Annotated in this window: 18 protein-coding genes; 10 read left to right on the forward strand and 8 right to left on the reverse strand. The window is 41.2% G+C overall.

The genetic code is table 11. The features are described 5' to 3' along the window. Nucleotides 1-576 precede the first annotated feature (576 nt). The 4 genes from LX92_RS07125 (at nucleotide 577) to rlmB (ending at nucleotide 6,863) form a co-directional block, all read left to right on the forward strand. On the forward strand, nucleotides 577-3,675 hold the full coding sequence (locus tag LX92_RS07125; RefSeq protein WP_109649574.1) for a SusC/RagA family TonB-linked outer membrane protein: 3,099 nt from the start codon (nucleotides 577-579) through the stop codon (nucleotides 3,673-3,675). A gap of 9 nt (nucleotides 3,676-3,684) precedes the next feature. Further along, entirely contained in the window at nucleotides 3,685-5,193 is a 1,509-nt protein-coding gene (locus LX92_RS07130; protein WP_109649575.1) for a SusD/RagB family nutrient-binding outer membrane lipoprotein, read from the forward strand. Between the two features lie 11 nt (nucleotides 5,194-5,204). Then, entirely contained in the window at nucleotides 5,205-5,990 is a 786-nt protein-coding gene (locus LX92_RS07135) for a hypothetical protein (RefSeq protein ID WP_109649576.1), read from the forward strand. A 135-nt stretch (nucleotides 5,991-6,125) separates the two neighbouring features. Further along, nucleotides 6,126-6,863: a 23S rRNA (guanosine(2251)-2'-O)-methyltransferase RlmB gene (rlmB, locus tag LX92_RS07140; protein WP_109649577.1), complete on the forward strand. Its 738-nt coding sequence runs from the start codon at nucleotides 6,126-6,128 to the stop codon at nucleotides 6,861-6,863. Here rlmB and LX92_RS07145 read toward each other — a convergent pair whose 3' ends face one another. Next, the gene (locus tag LX92_RS07145; RefSeq protein WP_109649578.1) at nucleotides 6,864-7,613 is read right to left on the reverse strand and encodes a rhomboid family intramembrane serine protease; all 750 of its coding nucleotides are present in this window, start codon (nucleotides 7,611-7,613) and stop codon (nucleotides 6,864-6,866) included. It abuts the gene before it with no gap. Nucleotides 7,614-7,763: 150 nt separating this feature from the next. On the opposite strand from LX92_RS07145, the gene LX92_RS07150 reads away from it, so the two are divergent. Further along, complete coding sequence (locus tag LX92_RS07150; protein ID WP_109649579.1) at nucleotides 7,764-9,041, forward strand: replication-associated recombination protein A; 1,278 nt, start codon at nucleotides 7,764-7,766, stop codon at nucleotides 9,039-9,041. Here the strand turns inward: LX92_RS07150 and LX92_RS07155 are convergent. From LX92_RS07155 to LX92_RS07185, 7 genes are all read right to left on the reverse strand, one after another. Further along, nucleotides 9,038-9,892 (reverse strand): hypothetical protein, encoded by an 855-nt coding sequence (locus tag LX92_RS07155; protein WP_109649580.1) that lies wholly within the window; start codon nucleotides 9,890-9,892, stop codon nucleotides 9,038-9,040. The genes LX92_RS07150 and LX92_RS07155 overlap by 4 nt on opposite strands. A 13-nt stretch (nucleotides 9,893-9,905) precedes the next feature. Beyond that, nucleotides 9,906-11,339: a DUF5723 family protein gene (locus LX92_RS07160; protein WP_109649581.1), complete on the reverse strand. Its 1,434-nt coding sequence runs from the start codon at nucleotides 11,337-11,339 to the stop codon at nucleotides 9,906-9,908. Then, nucleotides 11,336-11,884 (reverse strand): hypothetical protein, encoded by a 549-nt coding sequence (locus tag LX92_RS07165; RefSeq protein ID WP_109649582.1) that lies wholly within the window; start codon nucleotides 11,882-11,884, stop codon nucleotides 11,336-11,338. Before LX92_RS07165 ends, LX92_RS07160 begins: the two co-directional genes overlap by 4 nt. Nucleotides 11,885-11,936: 52 nt before the next feature. Next, nucleotides 11,937-12,626, reverse strand: a complete 690-nt coding sequence (locus LX92_RS07170; protein WP_109649583.1) for a YjjG family noncanonical pyrimidine nucleotidase — start codon at nucleotides 12,624-12,626, stop codon at nucleotides 11,937-11,939. Then, nucleotides 12,619-13,914, reverse strand: a complete 1,296-nt coding sequence (locus tag LX92_RS07175) for a polysaccharide deacetylase family protein (RefSeq protein WP_170117802.1) — start codon at nucleotides 13,912-13,914, stop codon at nucleotides 12,619-12,621. Before LX92_RS07175 ends, LX92_RS07170 begins: the two co-directional genes overlap by 8 nt. 17 nt (nucleotides 13,915-13,931) lie before the next feature. Further along, nucleotides 13,932-14,630, reverse strand: coding sequence for a RadC family protein (radC, locus tag LX92_RS07180; protein ID WP_109649584.1), 699 nt, complete (start codon nucleotides 14,628-14,630; stop codon nucleotides 13,932-13,934). Between the two features lie 148 nt (nucleotides 14,631-14,778). Continuing rightward, on the reverse strand, nucleotides 14,779-16,137 hold the full coding sequence (locus tag LX92_RS07185; protein ID WP_109649585.1) for a UDP-N-acetylmuramate--L-alanine ligase: 1,359 nt from the start codon (nucleotides 16,135-16,137) through the stop codon (nucleotides 14,779-14,781). Between the two features lie 256 nt (nucleotides 16,138-16,393). On the opposite strand from LX92_RS07185, the gene LX92_RS07190 reads away from it, so the two are divergent. The 5 genes from LX92_RS07190 to LX92_RS07210 all read left to right on the forward strand — a co-directional run bounded on the left by LX92_RS07190 (nucleotide 16,394) and on the right by LX92_RS07210 (nucleotide 23,604). Beyond that, entirely contained in the window at nucleotides 16,394-19,279 is a 2,886-nt protein-coding gene (locus LX92_RS07190) for a gliding motility-associated C-terminal domain-containing protein (RefSeq protein ID WP_109649586.1), read from the forward strand. Nucleotides 19,280-19,282: 3 nt separating this feature from the next. Then, entirely contained in the window at nucleotides 19,283-20,221 is a 939-nt protein-coding gene (locus LX92_RS07195; protein WP_109649587.1) for a PorP/SprF family type IX secretion system membrane protein, read from the forward strand. 2 nt (nucleotides 20,222-20,223) lie between these two features. Then, nucleotides 20,224-22,368 (forward strand): OmpA family protein, encoded by a 2,145-nt coding sequence (locus LX92_RS07200; RefSeq protein WP_109649588.1) that lies wholly within the window; start codon nucleotides 20,224-20,226, stop codon nucleotides 22,366-22,368. Nucleotides 22,369-22,500: 132 nt separating this feature from the next. Beyond that, the gene (locus tag LX92_RS07205) at nucleotides 22,501-22,812 is read left to right on the forward strand and encodes a cupin domain-containing protein (RefSeq protein ID WP_109649589.1); all 312 of its coding nucleotides are present in this window, start codon (nucleotides 22,501-22,503) and stop codon (nucleotides 22,810-22,812) included. A 6-nt stretch (nucleotides 22,813-22,818) separates the two neighbouring features. Beyond that, entirely contained in the window at nucleotides 22,819-23,604 is a 786-nt protein-coding gene (locus LX92_RS07210; protein ID WP_109649590.1) for an SDR family oxidoreductase, read from the forward strand. Nucleotides 23,605-23,693: the final 89 nt, after the last annotated feature.

The following is a 23,693-nucleotide window of genomic DNA, read 5'->3' on the forward strand; positions in this document are numbered from 1 at the left end:
GGTGCCGATAAACAAAAAAAAAACATTTAAAAGCAAAACAATCGCCAAATGGCAATTATAGGTCACAAATAAGTCACCAGTCTCTTAATTTTTGAAAATCAACAACTTACAATCAACTTAAAATCATGTTTAGATTTAAAAGCGTAAAACAAAAAAAAAATAGTGCAACAAAAACAATTAGATATTGAAAATTCCATCACTTTTATCCACCCGAATTTAATTAAAATCAACAACTATGCCGATATCCTACTTTTTATGAATTCCAAAACATGTTTTGTTGTATTTTTTAAACTTTTTATGTTAATTATCGGCTTTTTTGCTATTTTTAACATTATCATATTCCTACCTTTTTATTGATATAATTTAACATACTGTCCATATCCGTAATTTATTCCACTATTTTTTTTATTAAATTCACTGATATCATTTTTTAATAACAATACTGTAATACATAACACATTATACTGCAGTTGTTATAATTTTTACAACAATTCCTTAAAGTTTAGCTAACATTTATTGGATTATTAACATGAAATTGTGAATTTTGCCTTTGCTAAATCAAATAATTATAGAGAAATGAAAACAAATTTAAGTGGAATCTTCACGCTATTATTAGCGTTCGTTGTGCACATTTCGTTTGCACAAGAAAAATCGATTTCCGGTAATGTAACAGACCCAGATGGTCTGCCGTTGCCAGGAGTCAACATTTTAATTCAAAACACCACTCATGGTACCCAAACCGACTTTGATGGTAATTATGAACTTAAAGCAAGTGTAGGACAAACATTGGTTTTTACCTATATGGGGTTCAAAGATGCGACAAGAACTGTAGGCACCTCCAATACCATCAATCTTCAAATGGAGGAGGATGCCCAGGCTTTGGAAGAAGTTATCGTGACGGCCCTTGGTATCGAAAGAAAACCTCGTGAACTTTCTTATTCCGTTGGAAAAGTAGACAATGAACAACTTACCCAAACTAGAGCCGTAAACACAGCTACCGCTATGGTGGGTAAAGTTTCAGGTATGCAAATCAATACAATTAGCAACGGGGTAAACCCTAGCACAAGGGTAGTTCTAAGGGGTAACCGGTCACTATTGGGCAATAACCAGGCCTTGATTGTTGTGGATGGATATCCTTCAAGCAGGGACGCCTTTGACCGTATAAACCCAGATGACATTGCTGAAATCTCTGTATTGAAAGGTGCTAACGCATCTGCACTTTACGGTTCCGATGCTGCCAATGGGGTTGTTATCATCAAAACCAAATCCGGTGAAGGAAAGGTTAGTATTACTTTCAACTCCAGCGTACAACAAGAAACAGTAGCATTCTTACCTGAGCTACAAGATGAATTTGGTGTTGGTGGTTTCCCTGACGGAACTTTATGGCCTTTGGAAAATGTTGCATGGGGACCACGTTTTGACGGGCGCATGGTAGATGCTAGTGAAACCTATGAAGACGGAAGTGTTTGGCAAGTGCCTTACAGTCCCATTCCTGGAAACCATGAATCCTTCTTCCAAACAGGCAGTACCATTCGTAATGGCGTTTCCTTTAGTGGTGGGGATGAAAAAAGTGATTTTCTATTTTCTTTAGACCACACCCTTACCGATGGGGCAATTCCTAAAGACCAATACAACCGTACCAATGTTCGATTAAAAGGAAGTTACGACTTTGGAAAGCTTGAAGTTGGCGGTAACTTATCCTTTTTCCGTTCACATGCAAACACAGTGACTTCCGGTGGCCACCAAGAAAGACCACTTTACTGGTACATTCTGAATACACCATTACATATTCCAATTAATGAAGTCAAAGATTGGAAAACCGGTGAATTCACAAGAAACGAAGCTTCTTATTACGCTTTCTATGAAAACCCTTGGTTTATACTTGATACCCAAAGAGCTAAAACAGATCGTACCGAGATGACTTTTATCGGCAACTTGAAATATGATTTCACTGATTGGATTTCAGCTTCTTTAAGACTAGGATATACCAAATACACCTCCGAATATAAAGAAGAGCATGCAGGACTCTCTTATGCATTTGAACTACCCAATACCTATGCCAGAATTGACGAGTTCAATCCTAGCACTTACGATTCTATGTACAATAGTTCTCGCTTTAACAGTGATTTCATTATCAATTTTGATAAAGAAATATCCGATAGTTTTTCAATCAATGCGAACGTAGGTCATAATATTCGAATAACTGATTCGAAAAGCATAAACGTTGAAGGCTTAAACTTGATAATTCCAGACTTCTATAATATATCGACCAGAACAGGGGAATTAGACGGTGACGAAGCTAGAAGTGATTATAGAAAAGTAGGTGTATATAGTGACGTAACTTTTGGTTTCAATGATTACCTTTTCTTAAGTGCTACCGCCAGAAACGATTGGTCCTCTGCTCTACCTGCAGACAACCGTTCATATTTCTATCCAGGAGCTGGTATCTCATTTGTACCTACCGATGCTTTTGAAGGACTTAAAGGAACCTTGAGATATTTGAAAGCTAATTTCAACTGGACCAAAACCGGTAACGATGCCGACCCCTATGTTATAAACAATGTTTTTAGTGCCCCAACTGGTTTTCCTTATGGCTCTACCACTGGTTTATCACTATCCGGTAGAGATCCCGATCCAGACTTAAACCCAGAATTTACTACATCTTTAGAAGCTGGTATCGAATTTGCTTTCTTTAGGGATGATAGATTATCAGGTAGTATTACAGGTTACCAAACAAACACCACAGATCAAATTGTTCCAATAAACACCTCTGTTACTTCAGGAGCTACGAGCATTCTAACAAACCTAGGGGAAGTTGAAAACCGAGGTTTAGAGGTTGATTTAAAGGGTACCATTCTAAAGAACAAGGATTTTTCATGGGAATTAGCTATGAATTATGCATTAAATAGTTCTGAAGTTATCTCGCTTACCGAAGGGGTTGACGAAATAGAAATTGGTTCACCTTATGTAGACGGCCCTGGTTATGGTGCAGTTGTGGTTGCAAAAGTTGGTGAATCGTACCCACTACTTAAAACTACGGATTATGAAAGAGATGAATTGGGCAGGGTAATCGTTGGTGATGATGGAGACCCTCTTGAAGCATCCGATTTACAAATTCAAGGTAAAACCACCCCTGACTACATCGTTGGATTAAACACCACTGTGAAGTACAAAGGATTATCATTGTATGCGGTAGCTGATTATAGAACTGGCCATGTGTTCTACAACAACGTTGTTGACGCCTTGGAATTCACTGGTTTAACCCAACACAGTGTTACTGCAGGAAGACAACCTTTCGTCTTTCCAAATTCGGTATATGCCGATGGAACCGGTGGTTATGTGGAAAACAATGACCGCTTAACAAGCGGTGGTGGTAATGCTTTCTGGGATGTTTATGGTGAAACCAAGTCAAATTATGTAGCAGATGCCTCTGTATTAAAACTGAGAGAGATATCCCTTTCATATTCTTTCGATGATGTAATTGTGGAAAAATTAGGCATGCAAGCCTTAAGCCTTGGACTTTATGGTCGCAATCTATTCATGTGGAGACCAGCTGACAACGTGTACACCGATCCTGAATTCAATTATTCATCCGGTAATGCTGTTGGTTTCGGTACAGATTCACAAACTCCACCAACTAGACAGTATGGTTTGACTTTAACAGCTAAATTCTAAAAAAAAGTGATGAAAAAAATATATAACATTTTAGACAAGAGCTTGCTGGTAATCGCCTTCGGCATTATCGCATCAAGCTGTAGTGACGACTTCTATGACGTCAATGAGAATCCGAACGACCCCTCAATATCAACACCGATACAAACGCTTCCAGCGGCACAGGTGACTTTTGCTGAATTGAACGGGACTTCTATGACCTATGTTGGCAATATGTTCGTGTATAACTGGGCAACACCATCTAACTGGTCTGCTAACTCTGATTTTTTCAGATATAATGTTTCCAGTAGTTTTTATACCAACATATTTGAAACGTCCTATGCTTCAATTTTCAAAAACCTAACTTACATTGAAAATTATGAAGATCCCACAGGAGCGGTTGATTATTCTTCTTATGATGTTATTGCCCAAACGATCAAAGGTTTTCAGTATCAATATTTGGTAGACCTTTATGGCGATGTTCCTTTTACGGAAGCGAACCAACGGGCAGAAAACACTACACCCGTTTATGATGATGCAGAAACGGTATACAAAAGCATTATCGATTCGTTGACCAGTGCGGCCAATCTAGCCTTGAACCTACCTGAAAATGCAGAAAATCCTGGTGACAGCGATATCATTTTCGGAGGGGACATGGAAAAATGGGCTCAATTTGCAAACACCATAAAATTGCGAATGTTGGTAAGATTAAGCAACACAGGACAAGAAGCTTACATTAAAGAGCAAATAGCTTTGATCGATGCCAATGGTGTTGGTTATATAACAGCTGACGTTATGGCTAATCCAGGATACTCGAAAAATGCTGATAAACAAAGTCCTTTTTACGACTATGCAGGATATGACGAAGGAGACGCTGAGACTAACCGTCATGATTACACTGTTGCCACTGATTACACCATAGATTACCTATCCTCTACCAATGACCCTCGAATTGGCTATTTATATAGCCCATCCGAAGACGCCGATGAATTCAAGGGTGTATGGCAAGCCATCAATCTTCCTGGTGAAGGATATACCTCTGACGACTTATCAAAAATAGGAACAGGCCTAATCAAAAGCCCTACACAAGACCAACCCATTATGCTATTGGCCGAAGCCCTTTTAATACAGTCTGAAGCTATTGTCAGAGGGTATATTGATGGAAGTGATGCTGAGGCAAAACAATTGTACAATGATGCCATTACGGCTTCTTTTGAATATCTTGAAGTTGAAGATGCTGCAACAGAAGCGGAAACTTACTACTCTCAAGGTGTTAAGAATGTAGGATGGGATACTTCCAGCGATAAAATCGAAGCTATTATTACGCAAAAATGGGTTATTCTTAACGGTACCAGTTCTATAGAATCATGGATTGAGAACACAAGAACCGGTTTCCCTGTAGACCTTCCTGTTTCAGGTGACTCTGATGGCATTCGCCCAGTAAGTCTACTATATCCTACTTCAGAATATTCTAGAAATAGCGAAAATGTACCTCCAACATCGCGAGAAGACGCTTTTACTAACTATCCATTCTGGAAATAAACTTAAGAAAAATGAAAAACATAATTAGAAAAATAACATTTATCCTTGCATCGGTTGTCGTAGCAGCCTTTAACTCCTCTTGTGATGCATTATTGGATCAAGATGAAACCGACTTCGGAAAAGGACCCATAGTGGTTCAATTTCCTGATGCAGCTATTTCCAGTAACTTCCTTCAAGATGGTAGCGGTGCTGTATATGCGTATGAAGTACCTATTGAGTATTTCGGTGAAGATGGCCTCCCTTTAGACAAAGACGTAACTTTCTCTATTGCGGTTGATGCGACGAGTTCTACTGCCGTTGAAGGAACTGAATTCAGTTTGGATCAAACTGAATTCACAATTCCGGCAGGATCTAATACGGCCAGTGCGGTTATAATGGTTAACTCTGCTAATTTAGATTCTAACGACCCTAAAGAAGCCGTAATTCAAATAGTGAGTTCTTCTGAAACGGTATCTAGCAATAAAAATAAAATTGCAATAACCCTTCAAGCTATTTGCCCATCCAATTTAGAGGGAACCTACAGATACCTCAATGGTGTTGATAGGGAAGTAACCATCACAAGTACTGGTACAGGTACATATACCGTAAGTGCTGATAACGCCTTTACCTCTGAATACTCCTTTAATATTTCAGATATATGTAATTCCCTGACCGTTACTGGAGGGTTCCTTGATGATAACTTTGGAATTGGAGTCTCTGGAACAGGAAGTGTAGATCCGGATACTGGCACCATCACTATTTATTACACTGCTGATGGTTATCTTGATAACCGTGAAATGATACTGGAAAAACTATAAATTAGTATTTTCATACCTACAACAAAAGAGGTAAGCCTTTAAAGCTTGCCTCTTTTTACTTTATAAAGACTTTGTAGTCATTTTTGCCCTAACTTTGCAAGTATCATAAAAGCGATTTAGGCAATTTAATTTACTATGGAAAAACCCACCCAAATTTACGGTATCAGAGCCATCATCGAAGCGATCAATGCCGGTGAGACCATTGATAAGATCTTTATTCAAAAAGGACTTAAAGGTGATTTATCCAAGGAATTGGAAGGCCTCATCCGTAAAAACGGAATAAACGTTTCATATGTTCCGCCTGAGAAATTATACAGACTTACCAAAAACAACCACCAGGGGGTTATCGCAAACATTTCACCGATTACCTTCTACGAACTTGAGACCCTAGTCGAAAAGGTAATAGAAAACAAAGAAGCCCCTTTATTCCTATTGCTCGACCAACTTTCCGATGTTCGTAATTTCGGGGCCATTATAAGAACTGCGGAATGTACAGGTGTTGACGGCATCATTATCCAGAAGAAAGGTGCTGCACCCGTGACTGCGGATACCATCAAAACCTCTGCCGGGGCGGCCTTTAAAGTTCCTATTGCGAAAGTGGACCATATTAAGGATGCCGTTTATTATCTTCAAGCTTCCGGAGTCTCCGTAACGGTTGCCACTGAAAAAACCACCAAAACCATTTATGATGTTTCTTTTAAGGAGCCCACTGCCATCGTAATGGGTTCCGAAGACAAAGGTGTTTCCCCTTCTGTGATCAAAGCAGCCGACCAAACCGCCAAGCTTCCATTACTGGGTGAGATAGGATCATTGAATGTCTCCGTTGCCTGTGGTGTATTCCTTTACGAAGTGGTTCGACAAAGAATGGATTGATCAATCTTTTGTCACATCCCTTCCTTCTTCCGGCTTGTAATGATAGGTAATTCGAATGGATTCATCTCCTTGGTCCATCATTTCGGGCTTTGTTTCGATAAAATTACCGTCTTCATCAAAGTGTTTTAAAAACTCGTCGGCCTCCTCATTATAATCCTCGTGTTCCCAATCGAACTTTTTGGGTGAGGGTGTTTTGGCCTTCATAAAAAAGGCAAGTAAAAGTCCGGCTATGAATCCGCCCAAATGTCCTTCCCACGATATACCGTCCTCAATGGGGAAAACATACCATAAAAGACTACCATAGATGAATACAACAACCAGTGAAAGTGCCACCAATCTGTAGTACTTTGAAAAAATACCTTTGAAAAATATAAAACTGGCCAATACGTAAATCATACCACTAGCCCCAATATGGTACGAAGACCGCCCAACAAACCAGGTAAACAATCCCGAAAACAACAAACCATATACCAACACCCTAATGGCAATATCCTTATAGAAATAAAACAAGGATGCCGTTAATATGGCCAACGGTATGGTGTTATTATATAAATGTTCGACCGAACCATGGATAAACGGACTTAGGAATATCCCCCTCAACCCTTTCAAGGTTCTGGGATACACCCCAAATTCATTGAAATTGGTATGCAACTGTAGCTCTAACCAAAAAACGGCCCATATCAAAATGACCCCTACCAAAGGAGCAACTACTACCGAGTTGGTGAACTTAAAATATTTACTTTCAGACATTCCTTCTAAATAACCTCTTGGCATTCAAAAAACCTACCACAATCCACAAACATGTTAAATTGTCATTTATTCACTATGCAATACTCAATTTGTTTACAATACCATATACTTAGAAACGGCTCAATCACAACTTTGTTTTAAATTTACCTTATGAATGAACCATTGGCAGAAAGGGTACGCCCAAAAACCTTAGAGGACTATATCAGCCAAAACCATTTGGTCGGTGAGCAGGGTTCTTTGACCCACCAAATTAAAAAAGGAATAATTCCATCCTTAATACTATGGGGGCCTCCAGGAACCGGAAAGACCACTTTGGCCAATATCATAGCCCATGAGAGCAAAAGACCGTTCTATACCCTAAGCGCCATCAATAGTGGTGTTAAGGATATTCGAGAGGTAATTGATAAGGCCAAACAAAGTGGTGGACTCTTCACGTCTAAGAATCCAATCTTATTTATTGACGAGATCCATAGGTTCAGTAAGTCGCAACAGGATTCCCTATTGGGTGCGGTGGAAAAAGGCTGGGTAACCCTCATTGGGGCCACTACGGAAAATCCAAGTTTTGAAGTAATTCCCGCCTTATTGTCCCGTTGCCAAGTGTATGTTCTGAACGCCTTTGGCAAAGAAGACCTAGAAGCCCTTCTGGCAAGAGCCATGGAACAGGATACTTTCCTGAAATCAAAAAAAATAAAGCTTAAGGAAACCGAGGCTTTATTGCGATTATCGGGTGGCGATGGCCGAAAACTATTGAACATCTTTGAATTGGTGGTCAATTCGGAACAGTCGGACACCATTACCATCACAGACAAGTCCGTTTTAAGTAAAGTACAAAGTAATACCGTCCTTTACGACAAAACGGGGGAACAGCATTATGATATTATCTCGGCCTTTATCAAATCGATACGGGGAAGCGACCCCAATGGTGCCGTGTATTGGTTGGCGCGAATGATAGAAGGTGGGGAAGACATAAAGTTCATTGCCCGAAGAATGTTGATTTCCGCATCCGAAGACATAGGTCTTGCCAACCCTACGGCTTTGGTTATCGCCAATAACACCTTTCAGGCCGTAACGACCATTGGCTACCCAGAAGCACGGATAATCCTAAGCCAATGTGCCATTTATCTGGCTACTTCAGCAAAAAGCAATGCCAGTTATATGGCCATCAATACGGCCCAGCAGACCGTTAAACAGACAGGCAACCTATCGGTGCCCCTACCCTTGCGCAATGCACCGACCAAATTGATGAAAGATTTGGGTTATGGCAAGGATTACAAGTACGCCCATGAATATGAAAACAATTTCGTGGATGAAGAGTTTTTGCCAGAAGAGCTAAAAGGAACGAGCTTCTACAAACCGGGTAAAAACCCACGTGAAAATGCCATTGATGATTTTTTAAAAAAACGTTGGAAAGGCAAATATGATCTTTAGAATTTTATATTCAATTCTTTAGTTGTCATGGTACCGTTGGTATTATACTCCAAATACCATTTACCGTCTTTCTTAAATACCATACCATTGCCTCCGTTTTCGTTGGCCACTGAAAAAACATCGGGCATGGAAGTCCGATATATTTTTAAACGTATTTTAGGGGTACTATCTACAAGCTGATAACCGTTTTCTATTTCCTGGGCGTAAAGTATACCGGAATAATCTTCCTTTTCGGCCATTACCACCGCTTCTACAGGCTCCGTTTTTTTAATATTTGACACCACTGGCTCCTTACTTTTGTACGCTTGGTTTTCAGGGGTGGCAACCTGCTGAACAACCGCAACGTTAGGCTTGTTCTTAGGTTCAACTTGTTTCTCCATAACCTCTGTTACAACAACTGGCACGGAAACTTCCTCCGTTTCTGAAGGTGAATAGGCATAATTGGAGGCTTTGATCGTTGTAAAGGCCTCTGTCAATGCTTCCCTATATGAACTCTCATATTGTTTCTTCTTGCTGGTTCCCATTAGGGTCGTAAACACCTCTTTCGAAGCACAGTCCTTCAAGGTCAGCGATGTTTTAGTGGTGAACATTGAGGACTCATCATTGAGCAAAACCTGTAATCCCAAACAGCGATTCCGTTCCAGATCAGGTGGCAGGGCATCATCATAAACAGCATCGAAACCATTCTGGATGAATAAATATTTGATCAACGTACTGGTTTTATATTGGTTTTCCTTTTTGAAGGCATCGAATTTTTTAGGCACGATAACATATTTATAGGCATTTAAATTTTCTTGGGAATACCCGTAGGATATACCAAAAACAACAAGTAATACGATAAGTTTTTTCATGAAATCCGTTCTATCATTTCTTACCCCAAGATATGATATTTAATCCGAATTGAAAAGATGTATAATTACTATCTGCTATATTCCTATAAGCGAGTAAATTATCTGCCATTAGATAGAAATTAACAGGGCCCACTTGAATACTTGCCCCTAAACCTATATTGGTAAATGTGAATTTATCGGCAGTATAGGTAGCTTTCATGGCCATAAAATTCCCAAACCTTCGCTGATAAAATGCCGTAATGGCACTTTGGGGACCTCTAGGCCTATTGATAACATAAAGTTGGCCACCTATACTATTGCGATATTTGACCGCATTGGGACCTTTTCCACTCGTACGATAATCACAATCACATTGTGCCGAACCCTGCATGGGTTCCCCAAAATTATAACGAATGGAACCGTATAGCTTGGTAGGCCTAAAAGTGAGATAACCCGTCGTTTCCTTTTCAAATGGAATAAACCCCTCTACATCATCCACTAGGTTTTGCCAAAAATCCTGATTGGGATCTGACAGGGCATCGGGCAGTATGATCTCCATGCCTTCAATCGTTGCCTCACCTTGCAAAGAAAAATTCTCAACATCATTGGCATGATAAATAAATCCAAGATCCAACAAACTACCGGTAACAACCGTTTGGGGATTTAAATAATACGTAAAGCCCAAATCGACACCCAGGCCGAGGTTTCCCCCGAACAACCCTCTTTTAATAATCGTAGCGGGAACATTGTCATCATCCAAAGCATGATCGATGGCATTTACCCCAGAAGTCCTTAATTCAAGATCGGCGTTCAAGGTACTGGCATAAACATTGTTTTCACCTTCGGTCGTAACAAAATAGCCATCATTATTGACCGAATTGAAATCAAAGATACTGGAGTAGATCTTTCCCCTAGCCCCTAGGATCAAATCACTGCTTACTTTCTTGTTGACCCCAAAATGGAAAACATTGAGCATTTCACCCCGTGTCTTCAAATGGCTCAGGTCAAATCGTTGATTAAGTCGATCTGCATTTCCTTCGTAACCTAAAATGGCATAATCCCGAAACCAATACCCTATGGCATCACCCTCATTGTACAATCCAAAAGAATAAAAAACACTAGGATCCTTACCCCTGAATCCCCCGTTGAAGATCTCCACTTGATAGGTGCCACTCAACTCATCCTGAATCGACATTCCGTAGATAGCCCTATCACGGACTTTATCATTGATATCAAGACCGTCATCCGCAAAAATATCATTGACCGAGATACCACTGGAACCGGCTTGAAAAGAAATACCAGATAAAGCAGGTATACCGGCATACCATGAAAAATCGGTTTCCATACCAGGATTGATCATCAAAGCCTGGGGAACTTCCGTGAAATCATATAATAATTGTTTGTTCTGGGCATGCACAAAAAGCCCAGCCCATAACGCGGTTATGATAAAATATTTCCTAGCTATCATTCTTTTATTCGAACCTTGAATTTAGCGCTACTCTTAAGAGTAACCATAGGATTTTCTTGGGAAGATGTACTTGAAGTATCCCCAAGGTTCGTGGCAGTCACGAATATACTAGAGGTATTTTTAATGATATTGATATCCTCACCATATGGACCATAGTAAGTTTCATTGATCAAAACTGCAGTAGGCTCCGGGCCCAAAACAAATTGTTCGGTATCCAAGACGGTTCCTGCCTCATCCAAAAACCGGATTTCAACCTCTAAAGGTTTGCTTGTCGTATTCTCGACTTCATACGTAAGCACACCCTCGATAACCCTTTTTGAAAAAACATCCTCTGAAAAGGCATCAAAATTAAAATCCCGCGAATAGACATTCGTTCCCGTCAATTGATTGATCGATCTTTCAGGAACCTCTAAATAAAGAACACTGGCCTCATAGGTTGGGGTAACACTAAGGTCATCATATTGATTAAAATCCTGTTCCTCAACACATGACACAATCAATAAGGTTGCAAAGACAACCCACAAATAAGTTCCGATCCTTTTCATTCCAACAACCTTTTATCGATAAAAAGCATATAATGTTATACTATGTATAACTCTACAAATACCTTTTTATTTCACTTAAATCATGAATCATTTGACAAATTTCGTGCTCTGGTTCATTATGTGCGTTAAAGTGCAACGCATGAAAGCCAACTGCCTTGGCGCCAAGGATATCAGCCTCCAAACTATCCCCAATCATGATGGAACTTTCGGAGGTGGTATGCGCCCTATCCAATGCCAATTCAAAAATCTGCGGATTCGGTTTTTTTACCCCGGCCATTTCAGAATTGACCACCTGATCAAAATAATCCCGAATATTGGCATTGATCAACTTTTTTTCCTGTACCTCCTCAAAACCATTGGTAATGATATGAAGTTTGTATTTCGGCTTCAAATAGTCCAACACCTCCAATGCATTGGGAAAAAGATGGTTAAACGAAGATAGATACTCGATGTAATCAATGGCCAATTGATCTATAAGTGTATCCGGAAGCTTATAATCCAGGTCATCAAACACGGTTTTCAAACGCTGGTAACGCAATTCCGATTTCGATATTTTTTCTTCCCGATACAGCTTCCAATAAGCCAGGTTTATGGGAATATAGACTTCGAGAAAATCATGTAAATCGACCTCAACATGATGCTCTTTCAGGATTTTTTCAAAAGTAAGTGCAGAGTTTTTCTCAAAATCCCAAAGGGTATGATCCAAATCAAAAAACACATCGGATATCTTTTTACTATACATGGTAATTCTTGATTATTGCCTCATAGGTCGCTTTCCAATCTACATGGTGCTCGGTTCCTAAAAGTTCGTTCGAAAAAATCGATATCAGGTTTCCATTTACTTTCTTCACTTCCTGGTACAACGATTTTACCTTATCCAAAATATCTTCAATGGAGTGTTCCCCATGAAGTGCATAATCATGAAAGGCAAAGGAATGCACCCTAATGGGCTGTTGCAACTCCATATTAATATCGTACAAATAAAATGGAAATGAAGTGCCTGCCCTAAATCCTATTTCATGGGTATACCCCATTGTAAAATCATCAGCAAACTCGGCATCGACCAAATTTCGATAGGTTTGGGGCACATCCACACGATTATACCGCATTCTTGAATATTCCACTTGCCTATTGATTACTTCGGCAAGGTTTTTCTTCTCCCTTCGCAACACTTCCACATCATTGAAGGAGCTATATGATGCCGCCAAGGAAACCTTGCAATAATCCGCTATGGACTTAATCAAAAAACGAAAATTGTTATTGTTCGGGGAGACATTCTTATCATAGGTGGAATACATGGCAAACTGAAAAAAGAACATGCAATTGATATTGTATTCCTTCTTTTTTTCTATTAAAAACCCAAAATTATCATAGGGATCCTTTTGTGGGTTAAACCACACCACAACCCTTTCGAACAAACGTTTAAACTTGAGGTTCGCCAAATCGAGAAGAAAACCTGCAAGGCTTCGTGTAAATCCCCGGTGTGCAAAACAATGTGATGTGTTCACATCAATGATCGAAGTGTACTTGTAAATAGGTTTCTTGACCTCCATATCGGGAAATCGTTCCAGCAACCTGTCCAACAATTTATTGGCCCAGATATCGACTACCGGTAATGTCAAAAAACCATTCTGGTAGGCAACACTATCTTTTGGGGAAAATCTACCGTGCATATCCTTTACATGTGGAAGATATTCCTCATAACGGGAAAGCAAATAAAAACTAGCGGAAAAAATATCGAAGGGCAAGGCACTGTTTTCACTTGTAGTAAAAAAACAAGGCACACCTTCCCAATCCGCCACATTGATTTGGATATCATTGATCCCCTGTTCAAAGAGCAAATCATTGCTTCTTACGAAAAACTCGTTCTGCAAAGGTTGTTTCGTATAGGTTATTTTAGCCCCGGTATGCTTTATGAAATCCTCGACCTTGGTCGTGTACGACACTTTTATCCCCAAGATCCGGGTAAACACCTGACGCATGATGTAACTAAACCGTGGTGTTATTCTATGGGTGTAGATCAGTAACATCTGTGCTCTATAAAGGTTTATAAAATAGATTGATCAGCAAAACTAAAGTAATCCTTTTGGGTAATGATCAAATGATCCAAAATTTTTATATCCAAGGAAATACCCGCATTCTTAAGTTTTTGGGTCAATTGTTTATCGGCTTGACTTGGTTTTAAACCTCCCGAAGGATGGTTATGTGCTAAAATAAGGGCTACAGCCCCTAGCTCCAATGCCTGTTTCATGACCAGGCGAACATCTACCAAGGTCCCTGTAATGCCCCCTTTGCTCAATTGGGCGGTATGGATCACCTTGTTGGAATTATTGAGGTATACAATCCAGAATTCCTCATGGGGCAATTCGCCCATATTCGGTTGCAATAACTCAAAAGCATCCTTACTACTTGTGATTTTCGTTATTTTTTGGGCTTCTTCCCCCCTTCGCCTTCGACCAATTTCCAAGGCCGCCGCAATTGTGACTGCCTTAGCCTCCCCAATACCCTTAAACTGCATCAATTGTTTAATGGAGAGTTTCCCCAGCTCGTTCAGATTATTGTTTACCGAGGACAAAATGCGCTTCGACAATTCCACGGCACTTTCATTTCGACTCCCAGACCCAATCAAAATGGCAATCAATTCGGCATCGGACAAAATGGATTTCCCCTTATGCACCAACTTCTCCCTGGGCTTATCATCATCGGCCCAATGCTTTATAGAAAAAGAGCTTGATTTTTCTTGCATCCGTTAAAGATAATGAACAAATATTTTCGATGCGAACAACTCCTTGATTTTCATGTTCAAAGTTATTCACCCGTTGCTATCATATGCCCGTTAAGACAACAAAAACACTGGTTTGAATACCTCCCAAAAACCTAAAAGGGCCTATATTTTACCCTTCAACCAATTGCTTCACCGCCTTAAGGTCAAGTCCCCCATAATTTCCCGAACTCATAAGAAGTAAAACGGAATCATCATAATTTTGACCAAAAACGAATTCTTTGAAAGCCTCGGATTCCGTAAAAATCTTTAGATCATTGCGTTCAAAGGCTTCCGAGATCTGGGCAGGGGTCACTTCCTTTAATTTTTTAATTTTCACAGATTCCGGCAAAAAGAAAACAACAGCCTCATCGGCTGCATCCAACGCTCCTTTATATTCTTTTAGAAAATCAGCGTTAAAACTACTGTAGGTATGCAATTCCAAACAGGCAATCACTTTTCTATCCGGGTATTGCTCCTTAACGGCGTTCGTAGTTGCCATCACCTTACTAGGCGAATGGGCAAAATCCTTGTACACTACGCAGGATTTACTTTCCGCAATTTTTTCCAAGCGTTTTGAAGCACCTGAGAATGTTGCTATAGCTTCATAAAAGTCATCTTCATCAACACCCATGTTTTGGCAAATCCATTTGGCACCGGCCAAATTACTGAGGTTATGCTTCCCAAAAACCTCAATAGGCATAGGTCCTTCCGGGGTTTCCAAAAGGGTTTGTCCGTCTTCAACAGTATATTCAGGGGTTCTATAAGGCAGCTTTCGAATTGCATTTTCAGAAGCCTCTACAACCTTTTTTACCTCCAAATCCTCTTCATTATAGGTAATACTCCCTCCTTTAACGATGCTATCGACGAAAATCCGGAATTGCCCTACATAGTTTTCAAAAGTTGGAAAAACATTGATATGATCCCAGGCTATACCGCTCAACAAGGCGATATTGGGTTTATAGAGATGGAATTTTGGCCGCCGGTCTACAGGGGATGAAAGATATTCGTCCCCTTCGAGCACAATAAAATCATTCTCCTCGGTCAGATGGACCATTCGGTCAAATCCATCCAATTGGGCCCCTACCATATAATCGACCGCTATGTTATGGTAGTTGAGCACGTGCAAGATCATGGAAGTTATGGTCGTTTTCCCATGACTGCCCCCAATGACCACTCGGGTCTTGTTTTTCGATTGCTCATACAGAAACTCCGGATAGGAATAAATGGTAACACCCAACTCTTGCGCTTTCAATAGCTCAGGATTATCCGGTTTTGCGTGCATCCCGAGTATGACGGCATCTAAACCGGTATGTATTTTCTCTGGATACCAACCGAATTCAGGAGGTAGTAGGCCTTTATCGGCCAATCGCGTTTTTGAAGGTTCAAAAATGACATCATCACTCCCAGAAATGATATAGCCTTTATGGTGAAGCGCTAGAGCAAGATTGTGCATGGCACTACCCCCAATAGCGATAAAATGTATTTGCATGAAGATTGATTTATGCCACAAAGATAGGCATAGATCTCTCAGAAAAAAACATCAAAAACAGCTGCAGATTACCTATATGCATCATCGATAAAATACCAAAATAATCGACGAAAAACAAAATAATTATGATCTCGGCTACTCAATTCGTAAGATTCACCCTTCAAATATATGCTTTGACAACATTTATTATTGTACCCTAATCCTCCAACTTACATTTGTTCAATGACAATATGCATCTTTCCAGTAATATAATAAAATGACCGACCGAAATTATATAAGAACCATTATGCAATTGGCCCTGTCTTTTTGCCTTGTTCTTTTCTCCGTAAACACAATGGCACAATGTGCAGGTACCGATAAGACCGTTATCATTTGCGCAAAAGACGCCGATGATGCCAATAAAACCTTTGACCTTTTCACCCAACTCGGTGGTGCGCCTACCCCTGGTGGTACCTGGTCAACCAACGACCCAGCCAATTTTTATGCCCTTGACCGCGTTAATGGCATTGTAAACCTTTGGGAAGTTAAAAATTCAGGACTGCATGAGTTTACCTACACCAATACTTGTGGTGGCGTGAATGAATCGGCCACTGTGACCATCAACCTGGGTGGCTACCCTGGGGAAGATAACATTGATGGTTCCGCTGATGCCTGCGGTGACGATCCCAGAGTAAACCTACATAGCTACATAGGTGATGAAACGGAAGGTAAATTCCAAGACTTCAATGGCTCCTGGGCCGCTGTCACACCGGAAGCGGCCCCTTACTTGTCCCTGAATTTTTTCGATGCCGAATCGGCAGGACCGGGTATATACGAATTTACACATACCGTACCTGCTGTGGGTTCTTGTCCCAGTAGAGAGGCCCGACTGCTTCTTGAAGTGCAAAGACCTGCCCATTCGGGTATAGGTTCCAATCTTACTGTCTGTACAACAGACGACCTATCGGGCTACACCGATTACGATTTAAATGATCTATTGGCTGATGAGGACATCAACGGTACTTGGTCAGAAGGACCCAATACTGACCAATTATCGGACCTTACCGACCACCTTATAGATATACAAGCTATTAGGGACCGCCACACCTTTGGATCCTATACGTTTACGTATACCGTATACCCATCACACGCCGTTTGTGATATTCATAGGAGCCAAGTAGAAATAATCATCCTACCCACATTTCGCGGTACGATGAACGCATCGAACTATTGTTCGGGGGCTACCAAATATCAAATCGATATCAGCGATTATGACGACACCTTGATTTCCGATGGCACGTACAATATCTCATATGCCCTTACCTCGGCCAGTAACACCGCAACCGGAGATAGCGAACTTGTGCTTTTAAATGATAAAACGGGCTTTTTTGAAATAGATGCGAACCTCATCACAGTGAATGAAAACACCACTTTGAGCATTACCACATTGGGCGATGAGGTATGTGCGGATATTGAAGTCACCCCCATTTCACTTTTGGTGAGTGACCCTAAAGCAACTGTAACCGATACCTGTGAAAATGAAGATCTTTCCGTATCCTTAAGTACTATTTTTGACCCCTCTTTAAATCCTGCCAATGGCACTTACGATGTAGCTTATTCGATAACCCCACCAAGTGGTACCAAAACCACATATCAAGCCAGTGCCGTATCATTCAATTCAGGAAATGCAAATTTCACCATACCTGCTTCCCAAATTTCAGAAACAGGAGAGCATACTTTTAGTTTTGAAGTAGATAACGGTTTTCCCTTGGATTGTGAACTAACGGATACGGCAATGATCACCCCCATACCCGAAGCCATTGATTTGAATCTCTTGGTCGACAACTCTTGCGACGCCACCAGTATAGATGTAGTGGTCAGCGCCCCAACATTAGCTGATGGCACATATATGGTCACATATGAGGTAGTTTCACAGGAAACCAATGCCGTACTTATAAACAACTCGATCAACTTTAACGGGGGTACCGCTGACTACGAAATAGATGTTGCTACCCTGGAACAGGGCAATTACACAGTCACGGTAAAAAGCTCCCAAAACGACACCACTCCCTGTAGAACCGAATTTGATTTTGAGGTAAGCGAGAATTTTGCTGTCGAAGGTATTCCTGCAATGCCCGAAGCCGAAGCCCAACAAACGTTTTGCCTAGCAGCCTTCACACCCGAATCACCCACCTTGCAGGATATCGTAGTAAGCGCCAACGGTGAAATCTTATTCTATGAAACCGCAACGGACATGGATATACTGCCATTGGATACCGAACTCGTAGATGGTGAGGACTATTTTATATCGAACATAGACCCCAACAACAATTGCGAAGGTTCCGATAGAATCCAGGTTACAATTACCCTTTCTGACCCTGAAAAGCCCACACTACTCAATGCGAACCCTACCTTTTGTGGTTCGGAGAATCCAACGGTAACCGATTTGAACACCAGCCTAACCAGTAATGGTGAAATAGTGTGGTATGAATCAGCTTCTGACGGAACCGCCCTAGAAGACAATACATCCCTAATAGACGGGAAGAGTTATTATGCCGCAACGGAAATCAACGGACAATGCCAAAGTTCCGGGCGTATCGAAATTATCCCTACGGTATATGCATTGGAACCGGCTTCATTGGAATTCTCTACACTGGCCCTTTGTGGATTGGATAATCCTACCATAGAAAACTTACGGGATGCCGAAAGCAATAATGCCTATGATGTGCTTTGGTACGACACGGCCGAAAACGGCACTCCCTTGGATGAAAGTGAATTATTGATTACCGGAACCGTCTATTATGCGGAAAGCTACAACCCCGATACGGGCTGTATGAACCCAGATCGTATAGCCATAACTGTTGACCTTACCAACTGTAACCCGGAAGATTATGGATTTTTCATCCCTGACGGATTCTCCCCGAACGGCGATGGCAGAAACGATACTTTTTTTATACCAAACATCGAAGTCATATTTCCTGAATTTACCCTTGAGATCATAAATCGCTATGGCGCGACCTTATTCAAGGGAGACCGGAATAATCCTGCCTGGAATGGTAAAAACGGAAACAGCACAGCCCCAAACGGCGTGTACTTCTACATTATTGATTATAACAAAGAAGGTCATAACCCCGTACAGGGCAGATTATACCTCAACCGCTAAACCATGAAAGAAATAAAACAATATTTTATTTTCCTGATGCTGGTGTGTGCTGCGGCCCATGGGCAACAAGACCCTCAATATACACAGTACATGTATAACATGAGCGTTGTAAACCCCGCCTACACCACCAATGAACCGGGTATGCTTAATTTTGGGGCACTCTATCGCTCACAATGGAAAAATGCTGTGGGCAGTCCAAAAACGTTTACCTTTTTCGCACATGCCCCCATGAGCGATAAAGTGGAGATGGGACTCTCATTCATAACCGACGATATTGGCGATGGTGCGCTCAAGGAAAACAACATCTATGCTGATTTTGCCTATATCCTGAAGTTGGATGAAAAGAGTAACCTGTCCTTAGGACTAAAAGGAGGCATTACCACTTTCGAGACCAATTTTAACGGCTTTATGCTTCCCGAATTTCAGGACGACCCTGCTTTTAACGAAAACCTGAACAACACTTTTCCGAATGTAGGTGTAGGTGCCTTTTACCATCGGCAGCATTTTTATGCCGGGATTTCCGCTCCCAACTTATTGACATCAAAACATCTGGAAAACAAAGACGGCATCAATCGCATCGGTTCTGAAAAAATACATCTTTTTATGACCTCCGGTTATGTTTACGAATTGAACCCAGACCTTAAATTAAAACCTTCGGTACTGGCAAAAATGGTTCAGGGCGCCCCATTGACTTTCGATGTATCACTTAACGCCCTCTTTCTAAATCGCTTTGAGGGTGGATTATCGTATCGTTTGGAGGATTCGGTAAGTGCCATGTTCAATATTGCGGCCACACCGGCCCTGCGCATTGGCTATGCATATGATTATACCTTATCAAACCTAAGTACCTATAGCTCCGGCTCCCACGAAATATTCATTCTTTTTAATCTCGATGTACTGGGCCTAGGCAAAGGATACGACAAATCACCAAGATTCTACTAAACATGAAAAAAATACTATTCATACTGTTTACGCTGGGTCTTATGGTTCAAACCTTTGGCCAACAAGAACTCAAACGGGCAGACACCTATTTTGAACGCGCTTACTATAGTGATGCCATCCCCCTTTATGAGCAACTGCTACCCCGCAATAAGAGCTCAAAACTTATAAAGAACCTGGCCGATTGTTATTATCATACCTTCAATATGAAGGCCGCCGCCCGTTGGTACGGGTATCTGGTTTCCAATTATGGTGAAAGCGTTGACGAGGACTATCGTTTTAAACTCAACCAATCCTTAAAAGCCATAGGCGAATACGAAAATGCCCAAAAAGCACTTATCGATTTCTATTCCGAACAAGACCAGGACGATAAGGTATCACAGCTTACAAAAGATTTCACCTACATTGAAAATGTACGTGCCATTGGAGATCGCTTTAAAATTGAAAACCTGAACATCAACACGGCTACCTCTGAATTCGGTGCGGCGCGGATAGATTCCAATTTGGTATATAGTGCTTCGCGGAAACATGCCCTTGCCTTACCTAAGCTATACCGATGGAACAACGAAAACTACCTCGATATCTATTCCCATCCCATCGACAAAATCAACCTGGGAGATAGTTTGAGCACTTCGTTAAGCAACAACATCAATTCTAAAATGCACGAAGGCACCTTTGCCATCACCAAGGATAGAAAAACAATTTATTTCACCAGAAACAGCAAAAAAAAGACCGAGGACGACAAAATCAGCAACCTAAAGATCTACCGTGCCGAATATATTGATGGTGCTTGGAAAAATATCATAGCCCTCCCCTTCAACAGCGATGATTTTTCTACGGAACACCCTGCTTTGAGCCCGGATGAAACCAAACTCTATTTTTCATCGGACCGTGAAGGTGGTTTCGGATCGTTCGACCTCTATGTGGTAAACATCCAAAAGGATGGTTTCTTTGGCAATCCGATCAATTTAGGAAAGGAAATCAATACCGATAAGAAAGAGCAGTTTCCGTTTGTGGACAAAGAAGGCAACCTCTATTTTGCCTCTAATGGGCATCCCGGTTTCGGACTATTGGATGTTTTTGTTTCGAAAAAGGAAAATGGAAATTTTACAAAACCAGACAATCTCGGACTCCCCGTGAATAGTGGTTATGACGATTTCTCCCTGTCTTTGGATCCCGATTCGATCACAGGCTACTTTTCTTCAAACCGACCCGGAGGAAAAGGGAGCGACGACATCTATTCCTTCGCAGAAACAAAACCACTGGTCATAGAAGATTGTAAACAGTTTATTGCCGGAGTCCTAACGGACAAAACCACCAAACTACCTTTACCCGATGCCAATATTGAGCTTGTTGATGCGAACGGAAACCGTATCGAAAAGATCACAACCTCAAAGGATGCTTCATTTAAGTTTCAGATCTCCTGCTCCAGCGAATATCGTATAAAGGCTCACAAAGATGGGTATGAAGACAATTCAAGAAACATCGTTGCAGACATCGAAAGAAATGACGTAAAAGACGGTTCCCTTACGCTATACTCCATTGAGGAACGGGAAGCCCAAAAAACAAAAGCGCTATTAGCCAAGAAAGAAGCTGCGGAAAAAGCAGCCTTGGCCGAGATTAAAAGACAAAAAGAACAGGCAAAAATCGCAGCATTGGAACGCCTTCAAAAAGAGCAGGAAATAGCCCACCAACAAAAGGCCGAACAAGAAAAAGAAAAACGGGAGCGCCTCACAAAAATCGATGCGATCATTGCAAAGGAAGATGCCATTGTCAAAGAAAAAGATCTCATCATCATTAAAACCGAGGAAATCCATTTTGATTATAGTCTATGGTATTTAAGACGGGAAGCCCGTGAACGGTTGGCCAAGGTCATTGACATCATGAAACAAAACCCCGGTATGGTCATCGAAATCGGCACCCATACCGATATTCGTGGCAATGCGGAATACAACCGTAACCTCTCCCAAAAACGTGCCGATTCGGCCAAGGAATTTATGGTCAAAAACGGTATTTCCCCAGAACGGGTCATTGCCAAAGGTTATGGCGAATCACAACCCATTGTCGAATGTGAGACCGTAGAGAGTTGTACCGAGGAAGACCATGAGTGGAACAGAAGATGTGAGCTCATCGTTGTAAAATGGGAGTGACCCTAACCAAGAATTGAACAATCAATAAAGAATTATATCTACCCCGGACTTTGCCCCAAACCAAACTTATGGTTTGGGGTTTTTTCTTTTCTGCCGCTATTCTTTATATCTTCGTTAGCCAATACATACACTATGAACCTATCCGATATTCCTTCCAAAGAAATTATGCCGGGCTACCACGGTAAACTGATACATTCCAAAAATATGACCATGGCCTTTTGGGAAGTTGAAAAAGATGCTGAAGTTCCCGAACATTCCCATATGAACGAGCAGATCATGCATGTAATGGAAGGTGAATTTGAATTTACCTTGAACGGTAACACCAAGGTATATGGCCCAGGGGATGTGGTCCTAATTGCCTCGAATGTTCCACATAGTGGCAAAGCCCTTACACCCTGTAAACTAATGGATGTATTTAGTCCAACAAGAGAAGAATACAAATAAAGCGATATGAACATTTCACTCAAAGGTAAAAACGCATTGATTGGTGGTAGCAGTCGAGGCATTGGAAAGGCTATTGCCGAACAACTGGCCGAAAGTGGGGCCAGTGTTACCCTAATGTCTCGCAGTGAGGAAAAACTTCAAAAAATAATAGCCGACCTGCCTACCGACCAAGGTCAAAACCATGGGTATCTCGTGGTTGATTTTACAGACTTTCAAAGCTATAGCAAAACGATTTATTCCTTTTTCGAAAACAATCATGTGGATATCCTGATCAACAACACCCAAGGTCCTGAGGCCGGAGGTGCCCTAGAAAAGGATATTTCCGATTATCAAGAGGCCTTCGATCTACTATTTAAAACAGTAGTCTACACCACCGAACTTGCCTTAAAACACATGAAGGCCAATACATGGGGCCGGATTATAAACGTAGCTTCGGTATCCGTAAAGGAACCATTGTCCTATTTGGCTCTTTCAAATACCATAAGGGCCGCTGTAGTTACCTGGGGCAAGTCATTGGCCAACGATGTAGGTCCGTTCCAAATTACGGTGAACAGTATTCTTACCGGATATTTCAATACGGAACGAATTGAACAACTAAACGCAAAAAAAGCGGAACAGCTAGGTATTTCGGAGGATGACATTCTCGCCGATATGGAAGCCAAAGTACCGGTGAGGAGAATCGGGGACCCCAAGGAATACGGATATCTGGTCACCTTTCTAGCCTCTGACAACGCCGCCTATATTACCGGCACCCAAATCCCAATAGACGGTGGATTACTAAAGTCACTTTGACCTGTATGTTTTTGTAACCAGTGGGTTGCTGTGTTGAAAAACAGCTTAAGGAATATACATTACTTTGTTATGGCAACCTTTGACTCATT

The organism is Maribacter polysiphoniae (genome assembly GCF_003148665.1).
Taxonomy (GTDB): Bacteria; Bacteroidota; Bacteroidia; order Flavobacteriales; family Flavobacteriaceae; genus Maribacter_A; species Maribacter_A polysiphoniae.

Bases quoted from the DNA above. Each gene is read 5' to 3' on its own strand.
- LX92_RS07125 (WP_109649574.1), top strand. From the start codon at position 577: ATGAAAACAAATTTAAGTGGAATCTTCACGCTATTATTAGCGTTCGTT.
- LX92_RS07130 (WP_109649575.1), top strand. From the start codon at position 3,685: ATGAAAAAAATATATAACATTTTAGACAAGAGCTTGCTGGTAATCGCC.
- LX92_RS07135 (WP_109649576.1), top strand. From the start codon at position 5,205: ATGAAAAACATAATTAGAAAAATAACATTTATCCTTGCATCGGTTGTC.
- rlmB (WP_109649577.1), top strand. From the start codon at position 6,126: ATGGAAAAACCCACCCAAATTTACGGTATCAGAGCCATCATCGAAGCG.
- LX92_RS07145 (WP_109649578.1), bottom strand. From the start codon at position 7,613: ATGTCTGAAAGTAAATATTTTAAGTTCACCAACTCGGTAGTAGTTGCT.
- LX92_RS07150 (WP_109649579.1), top strand. From the start codon at position 7,764: ATGAATGAACCATTGGCAGAAAGGGTACGCCCAAAAACCTTAGAGGAC.
- LX92_RS07155 (WP_109649580.1), bottom strand. From the start codon at position 9,892: ATGAAAAAACTTATCGTATTACTTGTTGTTTTTGGTATATCCTACGGG.
- LX92_RS07160 (WP_109649581.1), bottom strand. From the start codon at position 11,339: ATGATAGCTAGGAAATATTTTATCATAACCGCGTTATGGGCTGGGCTT.
- LX92_RS07165 (WP_109649582.1), bottom strand. From the start codon at position 11,884: ATGAAAAGGATCGGAACTTATTTGTGGGTTGTCTTTGCAACCTTATTG.
- LX92_RS07170 (WP_109649583.1), bottom strand. From the start codon at position 12,626: ATGTATAGTAAAAAGATATCCGATGTGTTTTTTGATTTGGATCATACC.
- LX92_RS07175 (WP_170117802.1), bottom strand. From the start codon at position 13,914: ATGTTACTGATCTACACCCATAGAATAACACCACGGTTTAGTTACATC.
- radC (WP_109649584.1), bottom strand. From the start codon at position 14,630: ATGCAAGAAAAATCAAGCTCTTTTTCTATAAAGCATTGGGCCGATGAT.
- LX92_RS07185 (WP_109649585.1), bottom strand. From the start codon at position 16,137: ATGCAAATACATTTTATCGCTATTGGGGGTAGTGCCATGCACAATCTT.
- LX92_RS07190 (WP_109649586.1), top strand. From the start codon at position 16,394: ATGACCGACCGAAATTATATAAGAACCATTATGCAATTGGCCCTGTCT.
- LX92_RS07195 (WP_109649587.1), top strand. From the start codon at position 19,283: ATGAAAGAAATAAAACAATATTTTATTTTCCTGATGCTGGTGTGTGCT.
- LX92_RS07200 (WP_109649588.1), top strand. From the start codon at position 20,224: ATGAAAAAAATACTATTCATACTGTTTACGCTGGGTCTTATGGTTCAA.
- LX92_RS07205 (WP_109649589.1), top strand. From the start codon at position 22,501: ATGAACCTATCCGATATTCCTTCCAAAGAAATTATGCCGGGCTACCAC.
- LX92_RS07210 (WP_109649590.1), top strand. From the start codon at position 22,819: ATGAACATTTCACTCAAAGGTAAAAACGCATTGATTGGTGGTAGCAGT.